This is a genomic window from Plantactinospora sp. KLBMP9567, assembly GCF_033446045.1.
Lineage (GTDB): Bacteria > Actinomycetota > Actinomycetes > Mycobacteriales > Micromonosporaceae > Plantactinospora.
This window is the reverse complement of sequence record NZ_JAWQRR010000019.1, coordinates 60,172-76,862: the sequence shown is the minus strand read 5'-3', so window position 1 is coordinate 76,862 and position 16,691 is coordinate 60,172. Positions and strand designations below refer to the sequence as shown.

Here is a 16,691-nt window from a genome sequence, read left to right as displayed (position 1 = left end):
GCGCTGACCGGTGCTGCCGCCGACTGCCGGCGTCGCCCGGCCGACCCCCTCCGGCACGGGGGGGGAGGGGGTCAACCGGGCGGCGCCGGTCGGGCGCGGCGCTGCCGGGCCGCTTCGTAGAGCGCGACCGTGCCGGCAGTCGCGGCGTTCAGCGAACTCGCCGACCCGGCGATCGGGATCCGGAGCATCCGGTCACAGGACTGCCGCCAGGCGGCGCTGAGCCCGGAGGTTTCGTTGCCGACCAGCAGCACGGTGGGGCCGGTGAGGTCGTGTTCGGCGATCTCCACCTCGCCGGCCTCGTCGGTGCCGAGGACCTGCACCGGCAGCCCGCGCCCGCGCAGCGCCGTCACCCAGTCCAGCACGTCGCGGTGCGACCCGGTACGGACCACCGGGATCGCGAAGAGCGAGCCGGTGCTGGCCCGGACCGCCCTCGGGTCGTACGGGTCGGCGGCGTGCCCGACCACCACCAGCCCGGCGGCGCCGAACGCGTCGGCGGAGCGGACCAGCGTGCCGATGTTGCCCGGTGCGGTGGGCCGGTCGAAGACCACCACCAGCGCGTCCGGCCCGGTCGGGATCCGGTCCAGCCGGTCCGCCGGTAGACCCACCACGGCAACCAGTTCGGGCTGGTCCTCGTCCTTGCCGCCGAGTTCCCGCAGCAGGTCGGGGGCGACCGCGACCCGGCTGCCGGTGGTCTGGTCGAGCAGGTCCCGGGCCCACCGGGACAGCGGCACCCCGTCCGGGTGCAGCAGGGCGTGCACCGGCCAGCCCTGCCGCACCGCCAGGCTGATCGGCCGGACACCCTGCACCAGGAACTCGCCGGCCCGCTGCCGCTTCGTCCGGTTGGTCAACAGAGCCGACCACTGCTGGAAGCTGGCGTTGCGGGTGGTGACCCGCAGCGTTCTCGCCGCCCGCGCCGGATCGGTCGGGCCGGTCCGGCCGGAGGAGTTGGTTTGGTCGGGGAAGTTGGTTTGGCTGGGGGAGTTGGTCCGCGCGGAGGTCCCGGGCCGGCCGGCCGGGCTCCGGCCGACGCCGTCTGCACGCACCGGACGACGATACCGCCGGCCGGTCGCGGGCCTACGACGGCAGTACCGCGACCAGCGTGTCGTGTCCGGTGGGCCGTGGCTCGGTCACTTGGTCGCGCCGCTGGTGAACCCGTTGTAGATGAAGCGCTGGAGCAGCAGGAAGACGATCAGCGTCGGGACGATGACCAGGATGACCCCGGCCGAGATGACCTCCCACTGCGCCCCGAACGGTCCCTTGAACCGGAACAGCGAGGTGGAGATGACCCCGAGGTCCCGGTCCGGCATGTAGAGGAACGGGATGTAGAACTCGTTGTACATGGTGATCCCCTTGATGATCACGACGGTCGCGATCGCCGGCTTCAACAGGGGAAGGATGATCCGGAAATAGATCGTGAGGTGGCTGGCGCCCTCGATCGCGGCGGACTCGTCCAGGTCCCGGGGAATGCCCCGGAGGAACTGCTGGAAGATGTAGATCGAGATGATGTCGGTGCCGAGGAAGAGCACGATCGCCGACCACCTGGTGTTGAACAGGCCGAGATTCTCCACCACCTGGAAGGTCGCCACCTGGGTGGTCACCCCGGGCACCAGGGTGGCCAGCAGGAACAGCAGGATGATGGTCCTGCGGAACCGGAACTCGAACCGGTCCAGGGCGTACGCCGCCATCGAGCCGATCAGCACGGTACCGGCCAGCGACACGGCCAGGATGATCGACGTGTTGACGAAGGCCCGCAGCATGCCGCCCTGGGTGAACGCCGTGACGTAGTTGTCGAGGTTCAACCAGTTCCCTGGCGGGTCGAACGGCGCGCCGTTGATGAACTCCTCGTTGGTCTTCAACGAAGCCATCAGCAGCATCAGCAGCGGCGCCAGCACGACGAGGGAGGCGACGACGAGGGAGGCGTACTTGAGGACCAGCGCGATCCGGGCGCCGAGCGTACCCGGGCCGGTGGCGGCCCGGGCCCGTCGCCGCGGTGGTGTGTCGGGGGAGCGGAGGGCGGGCAGGCTCACGACAGGTCCACCCTCTCGTCGGGCACCACCCGGCGCTGGATCCAGGTAAGCAGCAGGATGATCAGGAGGAGTACGACGGCCATCGCCGAGGCCAGCCCGACCTTGTAGTACTTGAACGCCATGTCGACGGTCTGGATCACGAACGTCTCGCTGCCGTTCGCTCCGCCGGTCATGATGTACGGGATCTCGAAGACCGACAGCGATCCGGAGACCGCCAGGATGAACGACAGTCCGACGATCGGCCGGATGCCGGGCAGGATCAGGTAGCGGAACTGGTGCCAGCGGTTCGCCCCGTCCATCTCGGCCGCCTCGTAGAGCTGGGCCGGGATCGACCCGATGGCGCCGAGGAAGAGTACGAAGTTCAGCCCCAGGTAGCGCCAGATCGACGTACCGGCGAGCGAGTAGTTGATCACGTCCGGGTCGCCGAGCCACTGCTGCGACAGGTCGCCGAGCCCGAAGACCCGCAGCGCCGAGTCGAGGGTGCCGCCGGGCTGGAAGAAGTAGAGGAAGACCATCGCGATGGCGACGCCGTTGATCAGGTACGGGAAGAAGATGATGCCCTTGAAGAGGTTGCGGAACCTGACGTTGAAGCTGAGCACGGTGGCGAAGTAGAGCGCCAGCGCGATCTGCAGCACCGACGCGCCGACGTAGTAGAGGCTGACCCGGAGCACCTCGAAGAGTTCGGGGCGGGTCGCGATCTCGACGTAGTTGTCGACGCCCACGAACTCCTTGCTCGGGCTCAGGCCGTTCCAGGAGGTGACGCTGTAGCCGAACATGTTGAGCACCGGGACGTAGGTGAAGACCGCGAGCAGCGCCACCGGTACGAGCAGGAAGAGGTACGGGGTGCGGGTCTTCCGCCGACGCGGCACCGACCGGCGCGGGCCGGTGGGTCCGAGCCGGTGCCGCAGCAGCGCGCCGGTCGACCCGGAGAACCGACTCGCGGTGTTCGGCGGAGTTGCCATCCAGGGACACAAACCTTCCGGGTCGACCGGGCCGTTCGTCGTCGTGCCGGCCGCTACCCGACCTTCGACCTCGTCTCCGCCCACTTCCCGTTCAGGTCGGCGAAGATCTGATCCTTGGTCTCGTTCTTCGCACCGCGCGCCGCATCCACGATCCGCTGCCGGTACGTGCCGTCGAAGAGCGCGACCTCGGCGGCGTTGCCGATCTTCTCGGCCAGCCCCTCCTCGCCCTTCGGTGCCGGGTTGAACTCGATGAACTCCGTGCCGGCGGCGGTCAGGTCGGCCAGGGTGCCCGGCATCGCCTGGTCGATCACCGGTGAGACCCCGCCCTGGTCGACGGCGTAGTTCGACTCGTCGGCGAACCAGTCGACCCAGGCGCGGGCGGTCGCCTTGTTCTTCGAGTTGACGTTGATGCCGTTCTTGTAGTCGCCGCCGATGACACTGTGGAACTTGCCGTCGACCTGGGTCGGGAACGGCAGGTAGCCGATGTCCGCCTTGTCGGTGGCGACGCCCTGCATCTGCACGATGGACCAGGAACCCAGCATCATCGTGCCGACCCTGCCGGTGCCGAGCATGCCCTTGGACTGCTCCCAGTTGGTGGTCGTCGGGTCCGGCTCGGTCAGCCCGCGCTGTACGGCGTCGAAGAGCAGCGAGTCCATGATGTGGTGTTCCTTGCCGGGCGCCCACGGGGCGTCGTCCTTGGCCAGCTTGATCGCCGCGTCCGGGTCGCCGCTGATCCCGCCGCGGTTGCCCTCCCACTGGCCCAGCGGCCACTTGTCCTTGTAGTTGGTGTAGAGCGGGATCGCGTCGGTCTTCTCCTTGATCGCGGCCAGCGCGCCGAGGAACTCCTCCGGGGTCTTCGGCGGCGCGGTGACGCCCGCCTGCTGCCACACCTTCTTGTTGTAGACGAAGCCCTGCGCGTTGCCGGTGATGGCGAGGCCGTAGACCCTGTCCTCGAAGCGCTGCTCGGTGCGGACGAAGCGGTATTTCTTCTCCAGTTCGGCCACCGTGCCGAGCGGCTCGAAGAAGGTCGGCAGCAGGTCGGCGGTGACCGAGTTGGGGATGAGGAGCACGTCGCCGTACTCCTTGGTGTTCATCCGGATCCGGACCTCGCCCTCGTAGTCCGTGATCGCCTCGAACTTGACCGTGGTGCCGGGGTACTTCGCCTCGAACTTCTTCTTGTAGTCCTGGAAGACGGTGTCGACGATGTCGGTGCGCTGGGTCAGCACCGTGATCTCGCCGGTGACGGCGCCGTCGCTGCCGCCCTCGTCGTCGCCTCCGCCGCACCCCGTCACCACGGCCAGCACGAGCGCGAGGGCGGCACCGGCGACTCCGTACTTTCTCATATGCGCGTCCCACCTTTCGGTGTCCACATTGACATTGCACGGCGTAGTGGCGCGCCCCGGGGAGGGTGGGATAGGCGTCGCGACTTGCAGGGAACGTACACGCGGGTTACAGCCGTGTCAATGACGTGACAACGCCTTAGGGGAGCTGAACTGCAAAGTGGATAAAACGGTTCATGCAGCGCCTCCGTGTATGCCGTGTGACCAGCGAGGGAGACCCGGAAAGCCGGATCCACGATACACACGGGATACACGGAGGCTCGCCGTGAACCGGGTTATGACCCGGCCGCTGGCTCGCCTCGCTGGACGATCCCGATAGAGCGGTGCAGATACCCGGACTCAGCGACGGCCGACGCAATGTCTTTACCCGTTGGTCGGGTCGACAAGGCGACCGTAGGGATAGCTAATGTGGCGGTATCGGCACCGATGGGTCCCAGGCGGAAGTGACGTCGAATGGTCCGTCGAATTGTCCGCCGGGTCCCGATGTCGGCAGGGGGGGTCAGCCGCTAACGCGCCGCTGCCGGCGCCAGGTCTCGACGACCCGCTCGACGTCGAAGGTCGGCAGCCGTGTCCCGGTAGCGGCTTGCCGGCCCCGGGGAGGTTGTCGAACTCGCCGCGCTCCTGGGCCTCGCGGATCTGACGTTCGACCCGGGACTCGGGTCTGCTCGACATCGATCGTTCTCCCGTCCCGCCCCGTCGGCCTGGGCATATGTCCCCGCACCAATCCTAGGCCGGCCCGGCGGAACACCCCTTTGCTGTGGGCGGGCTCAGCAACGTGGTCGATGCGGCGCCGCCCGTGTCATGCTGCACCCACCCGGGGCGGCGACGTCGTCGGCGTACCCGGAGTTCCCGCCGACCGAGCTGAGGAGTTCCCCGCTGTGTCAGCCAGCGAAGCGGCACCCGCGGCACCCGCGGTACCGGTCGCACCCGCCCGGCGGTTGCTGCGACCACTGCTGTTCGGCCTGACCCTGACCGCCGTCCTGGCGCTGCTGTTCGGGGTGCCCTGGTGGACGCTGCTCGCCGCCGGCGCGCACTGGCCCACCCCGGTCTTCGCCGCCGGCACGGCGCTGTTCGCCGTGGCCCTCGCCGCGTTTCCGGTGCTGATGTACCTCGGGCACGGCCGGGGGCGGGACTGGGCGGCCCGGACCGGCGACACCCTGCTCGGCGTGGTCTGGGTGCTCTTCGTCTGGGCGGCGCTCGGCAACCTGCTGCGGGCCGGGCTGGCGGTCGGCGGCGTCGCCGACCCGGCCCGGTCCCGGATCACCGCCGCCGCGGTCGCGGTCGTCTCGGTGGTGCTGCTCGCCTGGGGGTACGTCGAGGCCATGCGGCTGCCCCGGGTCCGCCGCGTGGACGTGCCGATCGGTCGACTCGGCCCGGGGCTGGACGGTCTCCGGATCGTCCTGCTGACCGACACCCACTACGGGCCGATCGACCGGGCCGGCTGGTCGGCGCGGGTGGTCTCCGCCGTCAACGACCTCGACGCCGACATCGTCTGCCACACCGGTGACATCGCCGACGGCACCGTCGCGCAGCGCCGGGCCCAGGCCGAGCCGCTCGGGCGGGTGCGCGCCCGGCTGGCCCGGACGTACGTGACCGGGAACCACGAGTACTTCGGCGAGGCGCAGGGCTGGCTCGACCACATGCGCGACCTCGGGTGGGAGCCGCTGCACAACCGGCACCTCGTGGTCGAGCGGAACGGCTCCCGGCTGGTGGTGGCCGGGGTGGACGACGCGACCGCCGGCTCCTCCGGACGCCCCGGACACCGTCCCGACCACGCCGCCGCGCTGGCCGGGGCCGACCCGGACCTGCCGGTGGTGCTCCTCGCCCACCAGCCGAAGCAGGTCGGCGCGGCGGTCGCGCACGGCGTCGACCTGCAACTGTCCGGACACACCCACGGCGGGCAGATCTGGCCGTTCAACCTCCTGGTCCGGCTCGACCAGCCGACCGTGCGGGGGCTGACCCGACACGGTGACCGGACCCGGCTCTACACCAGTCGCGGTACCGGCTTCTGGGGGCCGCCGCTGCGGATCTTCGCACCGAGCGAGATCACCGTGCTGACGCTGCGCCGGCCGTGAGCCGCCCGGTCGCCCCGGTATGACGCGCGACCCTTCGGGGTAGGAGTCACGCCGACGGATCTCGATCATTCCGGAGGTGGCCCGGTGACCAGTCGCATCGCCCAGTGGACCCTCGACGTGCGCGACGTCGACCTGATGGCCCGGTTCTGGTCCCAGGTGCTGGGCTACCGGATCGAGCCACGGGACGACGGCAGCGCGAAGCTGTGGCCTCCGGACGAGGCGCCGATCACGGCACCGAGCATCTGGCTGCAACCCACGGCGCCGGAGAAGGTCGGCAAGAACCGGCTGCACGTGGACCTCGGGATGGACCGGGGCGACCCGGCTGCGGAGGTCGAACGGTTGGTTACTCTCGGTGCGAGGCGGGTGGACGTGGGGCAGCGCGGGACCGAGCCGTTCGTCGTACTGGCCGATCCGGAGGGAAACGAGTTCTGCCTGCTCGACCGCCCGACCCGCCGCGCCTGACCCGGGCGTCCGGCGGGTGGTGGTCGAATTGCCCAGAGATTGATGCTGGTGTATTTTCCCTGGCAGGATCCGACCGGATTTGGGCGGACCCGGCAGAGGGAGCGCGCATGTCCGTATTCGGCACATCCACCCTACGGCGGGGACTCTGCGTGTTCGCACTGGCGGCGATCTGTGCCTGGAGCGCCGCGCCGCAGCGGTCGGCCGCCGCGACCGCCCCGTCGTTGCCGGCCGCCTCCGATCGCGCGCTGTACGCGACGCTGCTGCCCGCCGCCGGGGAGGTCGAGACACCGCAACTCGCCGTCCGGTGGCCGGGCCGGCCCGGTGCGGCGTTGAGTGTCTCCCTGGGCAACGCCGGGCGGTACACACCGCTGGTGGCCGACCGGGTGCTCGACACCGGCGCGAACCTGGTCGCGCTGCCGCTGCCCGCCGGGGCGACCGGCACGATCCGACTGCTGATCCGGGACGTCACCGGAAGGGTGCTGCACCGCTCGACCCGGGACCTCGGCGCACTCCGGCAGACCTCCGCGTTCGGCTGGCCGGCCGGCGACACCCGGGCGGCTGCCGCCCCCGGCCTGTACGCGGGCGGCAACTTCACCCAGGCCGGTGGCGCCGCGGTCGACCGCCTCGCCACCTGGAACGGCTCCGCCTGGTCGAGGCTGGGCGCCGGGCCGGACGGCTCGGTCACCGCACTGGTCGTCTACGACGGCGACCTGATCGCCGGCGGCAGCTTCCTCACCGCCGGCGGGGTACGGGTGAACGGCATCGCACGCTGGGACGGCACCACCTGGTCGCCGTTGACCGGTTCGTCCGGCACCGGGGTGATGACCACCTCGCTCGACTTCGTCGACGCGCTGACCGTCTTCGACGGGGACCTGATCGTCGGTGGGCAGTTCCTCCGGGCCGGCGGGGTGGCCGTCAACCACATCGCCCGGTGGGACGGCGCCGAGTGGTGGCCACTGGCCGGGTCCGGCGGCACCGGGGTGGACGTACCCTCGGTCTGGGACCTGACCGTGCACGACGGCGCGTTGATCGTTGCCGGCGGGTTCAGCCAGGCCGGCGGCACCGCGGCCAACCGGATCGCCCGGTGGACCGGCAGTGCGTGGTCGACGCTCGGCACCGGCTTCAACGGCGACGTGCTGGCGCTGGCCGTCTTCGACGGCGCGTTGGTCGCCACGGGTGGGTTCACCCAGGCCGGCGGCACCGCCGCCGGCTATGTGGCCGAATGGACCGGCGGCGGGTGGGCCGCCCTCGGAGCCGGGCTGAACGCCGAGGGGCGGGCCCTCACCGTCTTCGGCGCGGCGCTGGTCGTCGGCGGCACGTTCACCGAGGCGGGCGGGGCGGCGGCGAACTACCTGGCCCGGTGGGACGGCTCCGGGTGGTCCGCGCTGGGCGGTGGCACCGAGGACATCGTGCTGGCCCTGTCCGTCCACGATGGCCGCCTGATCGCCGGGGGTTTCTTCACCCGGGCCGGCGGGGTCGCGGTGAACCACGTCGCGGGCTGGAACGGCAGCGCGTGGTCCGCCCTCGGCGGGACGGCCGGAGTCGGCACCGACGCCGGGGTGTACGCGCTACACACCGTCTGACCGCCTTCCCCGGCCACCACGCCGACGCAGCGGTCCCACCCGCGCGGGCATCGGTGTTTCGGCGATGATGCCACGGGGGCATCCTGATGACTCGGTGGCATCACGCTGACCGGGCATATGCCCGCGCCGAGACAACGGTGGCCGGGCATCTCGCGTCAGCGGCGCGCGGCCACACTCTCCGGCACTCCGTCGGCGTACGCGTCGACGAGCTGCCGCTCGGCGGTGCGCAGGTAGTCGTCGAGTACGGCGTGTGCCCGGTCCACCTCGCCGCGGCGGATCAGCTCCAGCAACTCCCGGTGTCGTTCCAGATAGGGCTGGTGGAAGGTCTGCGGCGCGGCCATCACATGGAACGCCAGCCGGATCTCGGCCAGCGCCTGCCGCATGATCTCCTCGATCCGGGGACTGCCGGTCAGGCCGGCGATGGCCTGGTGGAACTGCATGTTGGCGGTGCCGACGTCGAACCACCGCTGCTGCGCCGCCGCCTGTTCGCCCTCGACCAGCGCGGCCTCGAGCGCGTCCATCGCCTCGGCGGAGCTGTTGCCGGCGTTGCTGACCGCCGCGCACTCCAGCACCCGGCGCACCCGGTAGATGTCGACCACGTCCTGCACGTCGAGCACCCGGACGAAGACGCCCCGATTGAGTTCGTGCACGACGAGCCGTTCGTGCATCAGCAGCCGGAACGACTCCCGTAGCGTGTTGCGGGAGACCCCGAGTGCCGCCCCGATCATCTCCTCCGAGAGCCGGGTGCCCGGCAGCAGGGCCCCTTCGGTGATCCGCGCCCGCAGTATCTCCGCCACCCGCTGCGCGGTGCTCGCCCGGGTGATCAACGAGCGGTCGTCCTGGAGCTTCGCCAGCCACGTCACGCGGTCATTGTCCTTCATGCCGTCGGGCCCACAATCGAGAGAAGGTCCATGATACGACGAGGTTACAAGTCAACATGACCATTGACGGATTGTTCAACAGTCTGCCAATCTGAACTCACGGCGTTCACCACGGTCCCCCAGGAGGTGCGATGTCGGTCATCCTCGATCTGAACAGTGACCTCGGCGAAGGCTTCGGGGTCTGGCAGCTGGGCGACGACATGGCACTGCTCTCCGTCGTGACCAGCGCGAACGTCGCCTGCGGCTTCCACGGCGGCGATCCGACGATCATGCGCCGGGTCTGCGCCGAGGCGATCAGCCGGGACGTCTCCATCGGCGCCCACGTCGGCTACCGGGACCTGGCCGGCTTCGGCCGCCGGGCCATCGACATCGAGCCCGACCGGCTCTCCGACGACGTGCTCTACCAGCTCGCCGCGCTGGACGGGATCGCCCGTAGCGAGGGCGGCCGGGTCCGGTACGTCAAGCCGCACGGCGGGCTCTACAACCGCACCGTGACCGACCAGGCGCAGGCCGCCGGGGTGGTCACCGCCGTCTCCGCGTACGACCCGAGTCTGCCGATCCTCGGCCTGCCCGGCTCGCAACTGCTGCGCCAGGCCGACGAGGTGGGGCTGAAGACCGTCCGGGAGGCGTTCGCCGACCGTGGCTACCAGGCCGACGGCAGCCTGGCGAAACGCGGCAGTCCAGGGGCGCTGGTCACCGATCCGGACGCGGTCGCCCGGCGCTGCGTCAAGATGGCCACCACCGGGCAGGTGACCGCCGTCGACGGCGCTTCGGTGTCGGTACGCGCCCGCTCGATCTGCGTGCACGGCGACACCCCGGGGGCGGTCGAACTGGCCCGCCAGGTGCGCACCGCGTTGCAGGAGGCGGGCGTCAGCCTCGCCTCGTTCGTCTGACCTTCCGGGATCCACCAGCACGACCGCTGGATCGGTGACCGTCGGCCGGGCTGCCACCCGGCCGACGGTCACCGGCTCCCGCACCTCAACGGCTGCCGCGCGATGCCGCGGGCGGCCGCCTCAACCAAGTGATGCGCCGGCTCCACCTTCCGGTTGGCCTTCCAGATCCGGAACCGGCGCGGCTATCGAGGAAAGGTCGAAGATCACCTTGGATGTGCAGAAGTTGACCCAGAGTGTACGTGGCCGGCTGAGGCTGATCACCGCCACCGGTATCGGTGCCGCCCTGCTGCTGATGCCGGGCACCGCCGGAGCGCAGCCCGCCGGGCACGCCGGCCCGGCAGGCGAGTGCTACGACCGCACCCGCCCGACGACGTACGAGGAAACCCGGATCGACACGCCCGCCCAGCCGGGCGGGGTGCAGGTGCCGAGCACACTGATCGAGATCGGCGGCTTCACCTCGTTCGTCACCCGGCTCACGGCCGAGCTGTGCGGGGTGCGGTCGGTGGGCCAGGCCGACAAGCTGCTCAGGTCCCGTGGTGCCGAGCTGTGGCGGACCGCCGTCGAACGCGCCCAGGGCAAGCGCTGGATGGGCAGCATCGAGCGGTACGACGACCGGCCGCTCTACTGGTCGCGGCTGACCGCCACCCGTGACCTGCGACAGTGGACGCCGCGGTTCCGGCTCACCGACACCGCCCGGGCGGCCCTGCTGAAGACCTTCGAGTACGCCTCCCGGGGCATCTCCTCGACCGACTTCTCGACCAGCCGCTCGGTGACCCGGGTGCTGGTCAGCGGCTTCGACCCGTACCAACTCAACGGGGAGATCCGCCGGTCCAACCCGTCCGGCGCCTCGGCGCTGCAACTGGACGGGCAGGAGTACCAGGTCGGTGACCGGACGGTGCAGATCCAGGCCGTCTCGCTGCCGGTGACCTGGAGCGGCTTCGACCTCGGCTACGTCGAGGACGCCTTCGGACCGCACCTGACCCGGAGCAGCCGGGAACGCGCCGACCTGATCATGACGATCAGCCAGGGCGGTCGGGCCCGGATGGCCATCGAGCAGTGGGCCGGCGCCTGGCGCGGCGGCAGCCCGGACAACAACAACGAGGGCACCGCCGAACTCGTCCCGCAGGTGACGGACTGGCCGCAGCCGGCCACCAACCCCGAGTTCATCGAGACGACCCTGCCGTACCAGCAGATGATCGACGCCGGCACGACACCCTGGCCGACCGCGCTCAACCCGCGGATCTGCGAGTGGACCGGCAACACCCGGCCGGACCCGACCAAGGTCTCCTGCCACGACAACGGCCCGTCCCCGGACGCGCAGGCGCAGGCCGGCGGCGGCGGGAACTACCTCTCCAACGAGAGCATGTACCGGTCGAACCGGCTCCGGCTCGCCCTCGGTGCCACCGACGTCCCCGGCGGGCACCTGCACATCTCCTCGCTCGTCTATCCGCAGAACCCGCTGGACATCATCGACGCGCCGTTCGCCTCCGACCGCGCGCAGACCATCGAGCAGACCGTCGCCCTGGTGAAGGCCGCGGGCGCGGCCGTCTCCTGATGCGGCGGCCGGGCCCGGGGTGCCGGCAACCCCCGGGCCCGGCCGGCACACCTCCCTCTCGAAGAGCCCGTTGCGCGCCCCGGGTAGGACGGCGCCGGGCCTTCGCCATCGTCTTCGCCTAGAAAGGCCTGACCATGCGCAAGATCACCAGCATTGCGGCCGCTGTCGTCCTCGCCGCCGCGCTCGCCGGCTGCGGCGGGTCCGACGGCGCCGGCGCGACCGACGAGGTCAAGCTCGCCGGACTGTGGCCGCTCAGCGGGCCCAACGCCACCCAGGGCACCGACGTGCTGCACGGTGCCGAGCTGGCCGTGGAGATCATCAACAACGACCATCCCGGACTGGACCTGCCGCTCGGGCCCGGCAAGGGGTTGCCCGGGCTGGGCGGCGCACCGGTGAAGCTGATCACCGGCGACACCCAGGGCAAGCCCGAGGTCGGCGCCGGGGAGGTCGACCGGCTGGTCACCGGCGAGAAGGTGGCTGCGGTGATCGGCTCGTACCAGTCCGGGGTGACGCTGACCGCCAGCCAGCGGGCCGAGCGGCTCGGCGTACCGTTCGTCAACGAGGCGTCCTCGTCGGTGGCGCTGACCGAGCGGGGCTTCAAGTGGTTCTTCCGGACCGGGCCGACCGACGAGACCTTCGCCCGGTCGATGTTCGACTATCTCAAGGCCCGGCAGGCGGCCGGCGCCCAGGTCCGCTCGGTCGGCGTCTTCCACAGCAACGACCAGTTCGGCAACGACGGCGCCGGGGTGACCGAGAAGGTCGCCGCCGAGGCCGGCCTGCCGGTCACCGTCAACGTCGGGTTCGACCCGACCGCGGCAGACCTGGGTTCCCAGGTGGCGCAGGTGCGCAGCAAGAGCCCGGACGTGCTCTTCGTGCTCGCCTACACCGACGCGGCGATCAAGCTGATGAAGACGCTGGACCAGTTGGACTACTACCCGCCGGCGCTGCTCGCCTACGGCACCGGGTTCGCCGATCCGGCGTTCGCCACCGGGCTCGGACCGCTGGCCAACGGGGCGTCCACCCGGGCGGCCTGGTCCGGCGAGATCGCCGAGAAGCGGCCGGCCGCCAAGACCGTGGCGGAGCTGTTCCAGCAGCGGTACGGCGCCCCGATGACCGAGAACTCGGCGCGGGCCTTCACCGCCGTACTGGCGCTGGCGCAGGCGATCGACACCGCCAGGTCGGTCGAGCCGGCGAAGATCCGGGACGCGTTGCGCGGGCTGGACATCCCCGGCGAGAAGACGATCATGCCGTGGACCGGGATCACCTTCGACGACAAGGGACAGAACACCGGCGCCGCCGGGGTGGTGGAGCAGATGATCGAGGGGAAGTACCGCGTCGTCTTCCCGGCCGACCTCTCCTCGGTCGCGCCGATCTGGCCGATGAACCGGGCCCAGCAGTGAGCCGGGGGACCGGCGGGCACCACCCGGGGGAGACGACATGACCGACCTGCTCCAGTCGGTGGTCAACGGGCTGCTGATCGGCGCGGTCTTCGCACTGGTCGCGGTCGGCCTGACCCTCATCTACGGCGTGATGGACGTGATCAACTTCGCGCACGGTGAGATGGTCATGCTCGGCATGTACACCTCGTTCTTCGCCTGGTCGCTGCTCGGCCTCGACCCGTTGCTGTCGATCCCGCTCGCCGGGGTGTCGATCGCACTCACCGGCGCGCTGATGTACTTCGGCGCGGTCGGCCGGGTGCTCGGCAAGTCCCCGCTGGCCCAGGTCATCGTCACCTTCGGGTTGCAGGTGTTCCTGCGCGGGCTGGCCCAGTTCCTCTGGACCCCGAACACCCGGACCGTGCCCCGGCCCTGGGCCGCCGGGCTGCGCTGGGAGATCGGCCCGGTGGTGATCGGCGGACCGCAGGTCATCATGGCCGTCGGCGCGTTGCTCGCCACCGGCGCGGTCGCGTACTTCATGAACCGGACCCGGCTCGGCGGCGCCGTACAGGCCGCCGGGGAGGACCCGGCGGCGGCCTCGCTGATGGGCATCGACCCCCGCAAGATGTACGCGCTCTGCTGGGTGATCGCCGGCCTGGCCACCGGCGTTGCCGGGGCGCTGCTGATGAACTCCTACTCCGCCTCGCCCACCGCCGGGGTGAGTTTCGTGCTGATGGCCTTCGTGGTGGTCGCGTTCGGCGGCTTCGGCAGCATCACCGGGGCGGCCCTGGCCGGCCTGCTGGTCGGCGTCGCCCAGGGCGTCGTCGGGCTGTACGCCCCGAGCTACACCCTCGCCGCCGCGCTCGCCCTCTATCTGGTGGTCGTACTGCTACGACCGCAGGGACTGCTGGGAACCAGATGACCAACTCGATCGAGGGGGGACGATGAGCGCCCCGACCGTACTGGACCGGCCCTCGCCGGCCCGGCTGCCCGTCGCGGCGGCCCGGCGGCTGCCGTCCTGGAGCACCGTCGTGGTGATCCTGGCGGCGCTGGCCGCGTACCCGCTGGTCTTCGCGGACTCGGCGGCACACAACATCGGCATCCTGGCGCTGACCTTCGGGATCGCGGCGACCGGCTGGAACCTGCTCGGCGGCTACACCGGGCAGATCTCCTTTGGGCACGCGCTCTACTTCGGCACCGGTGCCTACACCACCGCGCTGCTGGTCAGGCAGGGCTGGTCGCCGTGGCTGGCGATCGCGCTCTCCCTGCCGCTGGCCGCGCTGCTGGCCGCCGCCGTCGGCTGGCCCTGCTTCCGGCTGCGGCACCACTACTACTCCATCGCGACCATCGCGGTCGCAGAGATCGTCTTCATCCTGGTCACCAACCTGCCCGGGCTCGGCCAGGCGAACGGCTGGGAACTGCCGGTGGTCGAGCAGTCCCTGGCCAACCTGCAGTTCTCGCTGCTGGACAAGCGGCCGTACTACTACGTGGCGCTCGGCTTCTTCTGCCTCGCCGCGCTGGCGGTCTGGCTCTTCCTGCGCGGCCGGGCCGGCAACTACGTCCGGGCCATCCGGGACGACCAGGAGGCCGCGGCGGCGGTCGGGATCAACGTGCACCGCTACAAGCTCGCCGCCGCGGCGCTCTCCGGCGCGGTCACCGCGCTGGCCGGCGGCTACTACGTGATGTACGTGCTCTTCGTCGACCCGCCCTCCGGGCTCGGCCTGGACCTGTCGGTGTCGTTCACCCTGATGGCGGTGCTCGGCGGGGTCGGCCGGTTCTGGGGGCCGCTGCTCGGCGCCTGGGTGCTGGTCTTCGTCCAGGACGTCACCCGGCAGGAGTTCTCCGGCAGCGGCCGCTCGATCGACCTGCTGCTCTACGGCGCACTGATCGTGCTGGTCTCGATCACCGAGCCGGGCGGGCTGCTCGCCATCGGGCAGCGGCTCTGGGCGCCGATCGTCCGGCGGCTGCGCCGTACCCGTGCCGGGAAAGCCGCTCCGGAGCCGGCCGGGTCTGCTGAGGTGAAGTCGTGACCAGGCGCGGCGGGAACAGCGGGTGGCCGGGTCACGGCGCCGACGGGTCCGACGAGGTGGGGCGATGACCGGGACGCTGCTGAGGATCGACAACCTCTCCTGCCGGTTCGGCGGCCTCTGGGCCAACCGCGACGTCAGCTTCGAGGTGGAGCAGGGGGCGATCGTGGGGCTGATCGGGCCCAACGGCGCCGGCAAGAGCACGCTCTTCTCGATGGTGGCCGGCGCCCAGCGGCCCACCTCCGGCCGGTTGGAGTTCGACGGCCGGGACGTCACCGGCTGGCCGCCGCACCGCGCCGCCCGGGCCGGCGTGGGGCGTACCTTCCAGCTCATGCGGGTGTTCGGCTCGATGAGCGTGCTGGACAACCTCAGCACGGCGGCGTTCGCCCGACATCCCCGGCTGCGCGACGCCCGGCGGCGGGCCGGCGAGGTCGCCGAGCTGACCGGGCTCGGCCCGGTGCTCGACTCGCCCGCCGCGTCGCTCACCGCCGCCTGGAAGAAGCGCCTGGAGATGGGGCGGGCGCTGGCCACCGAGCCGAAGCTGCTGCTCCTCGACGAGGTGCTCTCCGGGCTGACCCCGACGGAGGCGCGCGAGGCGGTCGAGATCGTCCGCACCATCAACCGGGGTGGCGTCACCATCCTGATGGTGGAACACGTAATGGAGGTCATCATGCCGCTCTGCCACCGGGTGGTCGTGCTGCACTACGGGCAGAAGATCAGCGAGGGTACGCCGGAGCAGGTCGCGCACGACCCGACGGTGATCGAGGCGTACCTGGGGAAGGCGCTGTAGATGCTGACCGTGCGGGATCTCCACGTGGACTACGCCGGGGTCGTCGCGCTGCGCGGCGTCGACCTGCGGGTCGAGGCGGGTGAACTGGTGGCGCTGGTCGGCGCGAACGGGGCCGGCAAGAGCACCCTGCTGGCGGCGGTCTCCGGGCTGCACCGCCCGGTACGCGGCAGCGTGACCTTCCTCGACGAGGACGTCAGCGGGCTGCCGGCGTACCGGATCGCGCGCCGGGGCGCGGTGCTGGTGCCGGAGGGGCGGCGGCTCTTCGGCCACCAGACGGTGGTGCAGAACCTGCTGCTCGGCGGCTACCACCGCACCGCCGGAGAGCGGGAGGCCGACCTGGCCCGGGTCTACGACCTCTTCCCGGTCCTTGCCGAGCGCTCCGGCCAGCGCGCCGGGACCCTCTCCGGCGGCGAGCAGCAGATGGTGGCGCTCGGCCGGGCGCTGATGAGCCGGCCCAAGCTGCTGATGCTGGACGAGCCCTCACTCGGCATCTCACCGAAGTTCACGAAAATGATCTTCGAGGTGCTGGCCGAGATCCGCCGCGCCGGCACCACCATGCTGCTGGTCGAGCAGAACCTGCGGGCCGCGCTGGAGCTGGCCGACCGGGCGTACGTGTTGCAGACCGGCGAGGTGGTGATGTCCGGCCCGGCCGACGAGCTGGCCGCCTCCGACGAGGTACGGCGCTCGTATCTCGGGCTGTGAGTTGGCTCGGGAGAGTGA

At 71.0% G+C, this 16,691-nt stretch carries 15 protein-coding genes and 1 pseudogene; 10 read left to right on the top strand and 6 right to left on the bottom strand.

All coding sequences use genetic code 11. The annotated features are described in order from the left end of the window. Positions 1-71 precede the first annotated feature (71 nt). The 5 genes and pseudogenes from R6Y94_RS14995 to R6Y94_RS14975 form a co-directional block, all read right to left on the bottom strand. Positions 72-896 (bottom strand): RNA methyltransferase, encoded by an 825-nt coding sequence (locus tag R6Y94_RS14995; protein ID WP_318396455.1) that lies wholly within the window; start codon positions 894-896, stop codon positions 72-74. A 231-nt stretch (positions 897-1,127) separates the two neighbouring features. Continuing rightward, on the bottom strand, positions 1,128-2,027 hold the full coding sequence (locus R6Y94_RS14990) for a carbohydrate ABC transporter permease (RefSeq protein WP_318396449.1): 900 nt from the start codon (positions 2,025-2,027) through the stop codon (positions 1,128-1,130). Continuing rightward, positions 2,024-2,989, bottom strand: a complete 966-nt coding sequence (locus R6Y94_RS14985) for a sugar ABC transporter permease (protein ID WP_318396448.1) — start codon at positions 2,987-2,989, stop codon at positions 2,024-2,026. Before R6Y94_RS14985 ends, R6Y94_RS14990 begins: the two co-directional genes overlap by 4 nt. A gap of 53 nt (positions 2,990-3,042) precedes the next feature. Continuing rightward, positions 3,043-4,332 (bottom strand): ABC transporter substrate-binding protein, encoded by a 1,290-nt coding sequence (locus R6Y94_RS14980; protein ID WP_318396447.1) that lies wholly within the window; start codon positions 4,330-4,332, stop codon positions 3,043-3,045. Between the two features lie 561 nt (positions 4,333-4,893). Further along, positions 4,894-5,001 (bottom strand): annotated as a pseudogene (locus R6Y94_RS14975) (DUF1992 domain-containing protein); the annotation flags it as partial. A 206-nt stretch (positions 5,002-5,207) separates the two neighbouring features. On the opposite strand from R6Y94_RS14975, the gene R6Y94_RS14970 reads away from it, so the two are divergent. The 3 genes from R6Y94_RS14970 to R6Y94_RS14960 all read left to right on the top strand — a co-directional run bounded on the left by R6Y94_RS14970 (position 5,208) and on the right by R6Y94_RS14960 (position 8,449). Then, on the top strand, positions 5,208-6,404 hold the full coding sequence (locus R6Y94_RS14970) for a metallophosphoesterase (RefSeq protein WP_318396446.1): 1,197 nt from the start codon (positions 5,208-5,210) through the stop codon (positions 6,402-6,404). An 84-nt stretch (positions 6,405-6,488) separates the two neighbouring features. After that, the gene (locus R6Y94_RS14965; RefSeq protein WP_318396445.1) at positions 6,489-6,866 is read left to right on the top strand and encodes a VOC family protein; all 378 of its coding nucleotides are present in this window, start codon (positions 6,489-6,491) and stop codon (positions 6,864-6,866) included. 107 nt (positions 6,867-6,973) lie between these two features. After that, on the top strand, positions 6,974-8,449 hold the full coding sequence (locus R6Y94_RS14960; RefSeq protein ID WP_318396444.1) for a hypothetical protein: 1,476 nt from the start codon (positions 6,974-6,976) through the stop codon (positions 8,447-8,449). A gap of 155 nt (positions 8,450-8,604) precedes the next feature. Here R6Y94_RS14960 and R6Y94_RS14955 read toward each other — a convergent pair whose 3' ends face one another. Further along, positions 8,605-9,312 carry a GntR family transcriptional regulator gene (locus tag R6Y94_RS14955; RefSeq protein ID WP_318396443.1) on the bottom strand — a complete coding sequence of 236 codons (708 nt, stop codon included), beginning with the start codon at positions 9,310-9,312 and terminating at the stop codon, positions 8,605-8,607. A gap of 149 nt (positions 9,313-9,461) precedes the next feature. On the opposite strand from R6Y94_RS14955, the gene R6Y94_RS14950 reads away from it, so the two are divergent. The 7 genes from R6Y94_RS14950 (at position 9,462) to R6Y94_RS14920 (ending at position 16,673) form a co-directional block, all read left to right on the top strand. Beyond that, on the top strand, positions 9,462-10,223 hold the full coding sequence (locus R6Y94_RS14950) for a 5-oxoprolinase subunit PxpA (protein ID WP_318396442.1): 762 nt from the start codon (positions 9,462-9,464) through the stop codon (positions 10,221-10,223). 223 nt (positions 10,224-10,446) lie between these two features. Continuing rightward, complete coding sequence (locus R6Y94_RS14945; RefSeq protein ID WP_318396441.1) at positions 10,447-11,778, top strand: hypothetical protein; 1,332 nt, start codon at positions 10,447-10,449, stop codon at positions 11,776-11,778. A gap of 134 nt (positions 11,779-11,912) precedes the next feature. After that, on the top strand, positions 11,913-13,178 hold the full coding sequence (locus R6Y94_RS14940) for an ABC transporter substrate-binding protein (RefSeq protein WP_318396440.1): 1,266 nt from the start codon (positions 11,913-11,915) through the stop codon (positions 13,176-13,178). Positions 13,179-13,215: 37 nt separating this feature from the next. Continuing rightward, positions 13,216-14,076, top strand: a complete 861-nt coding sequence (locus tag R6Y94_RS14935) for a branched-chain amino acid ABC transporter permease (protein ID WP_318396439.1) — start codon at positions 13,216-13,218, stop codon at positions 14,074-14,076. Between the two features lie 22 nt (positions 14,077-14,098). Then, positions 14,099-15,184, top strand: a complete 1,086-nt coding sequence (locus R6Y94_RS14930; RefSeq protein ID WP_318396438.1) for a branched-chain amino acid ABC transporter permease — start codon at positions 14,099-14,101, stop codon at positions 15,182-15,184. A gap of 64 nt (positions 15,185-15,248) precedes the next feature. After that, positions 15,249-15,971 (top strand): ABC transporter ATP-binding protein, encoded by a 723-nt coding sequence (locus tag R6Y94_RS14925; protein ID WP_318396437.1) that lies wholly within the window; start codon positions 15,249-15,251, stop codon positions 15,969-15,971. Further along, positions 15,972-16,673, top strand: coding sequence for an ABC transporter ATP-binding protein (locus R6Y94_RS14920; protein WP_318396436.1), 702 nt, complete (start codon positions 15,972-15,974; stop codon positions 16,671-16,673). It begins immediately after the preceding gene. The last annotated feature ends 18 nt before the right edge of the window (positions 16,674-16,691 follow it).

Bases quoted from the DNA above. Each gene is read 5' to 3' on its own strand.
- R6Y94_RS14985 (WP_318396448.1), bottom strand. From the start codon at position 2,989: ATGGCAACTCCGCCGAACACCGCGAGTCGGTTCTCCGGGTCGACCGGC.
- R6Y94_RS14980 (WP_318396447.1), bottom strand. From the start codon at position 4,332: ATGAGAAAGTACGGAGTCGCCGGTGCCGCCCTCGCGCTCGTGCTGGCC.
- R6Y94_RS14960 (WP_318396444.1), top strand. From the start codon at position 6,974: ATGTCCGTATTCGGCACATCCACCCTACGGCGGGGACTCTGCGTGTTC.
- R6Y94_RS14950 (WP_318396442.1), top strand. From the start codon at position 9,462: ATGTCGGTCATCCTCGATCTGAACAGTGACCTCGGCGAAGGCTTCGGG.
- R6Y94_RS14940 (WP_318396440.1), top strand. From the start codon at position 11,913: ATGCGCAAGATCACCAGCATTGCGGCCGCTGTCGTCCTCGCCGCCGCG.
- R6Y94_RS14935 (WP_318396439.1), top strand. From the start codon at position 13,216: ATGACCGACCTGCTCCAGTCGGTGGTCAACGGGCTGCTGATCGGCGCG.
- R6Y94_RS14930 (WP_318396438.1), top strand. From the start codon at position 14,099: ATGAGCGCCCCGACCGTACTGGACCGGCCCTCGCCGGCCCGGCTGCCC.
- R6Y94_RS14925 (WP_318396437.1), top strand. From the start codon at position 15,249: ATGACCGGGACGCTGCTGAGGATCGACAACCTCTCCTGCCGGTTCGGC.
- R6Y94_RS14920 (WP_318396436.1), top strand. From the start codon at position 15,972: ATGCTGACCGTGCGGGATCTCCACGTGGACTACGCCGGGGTCGTCGCG.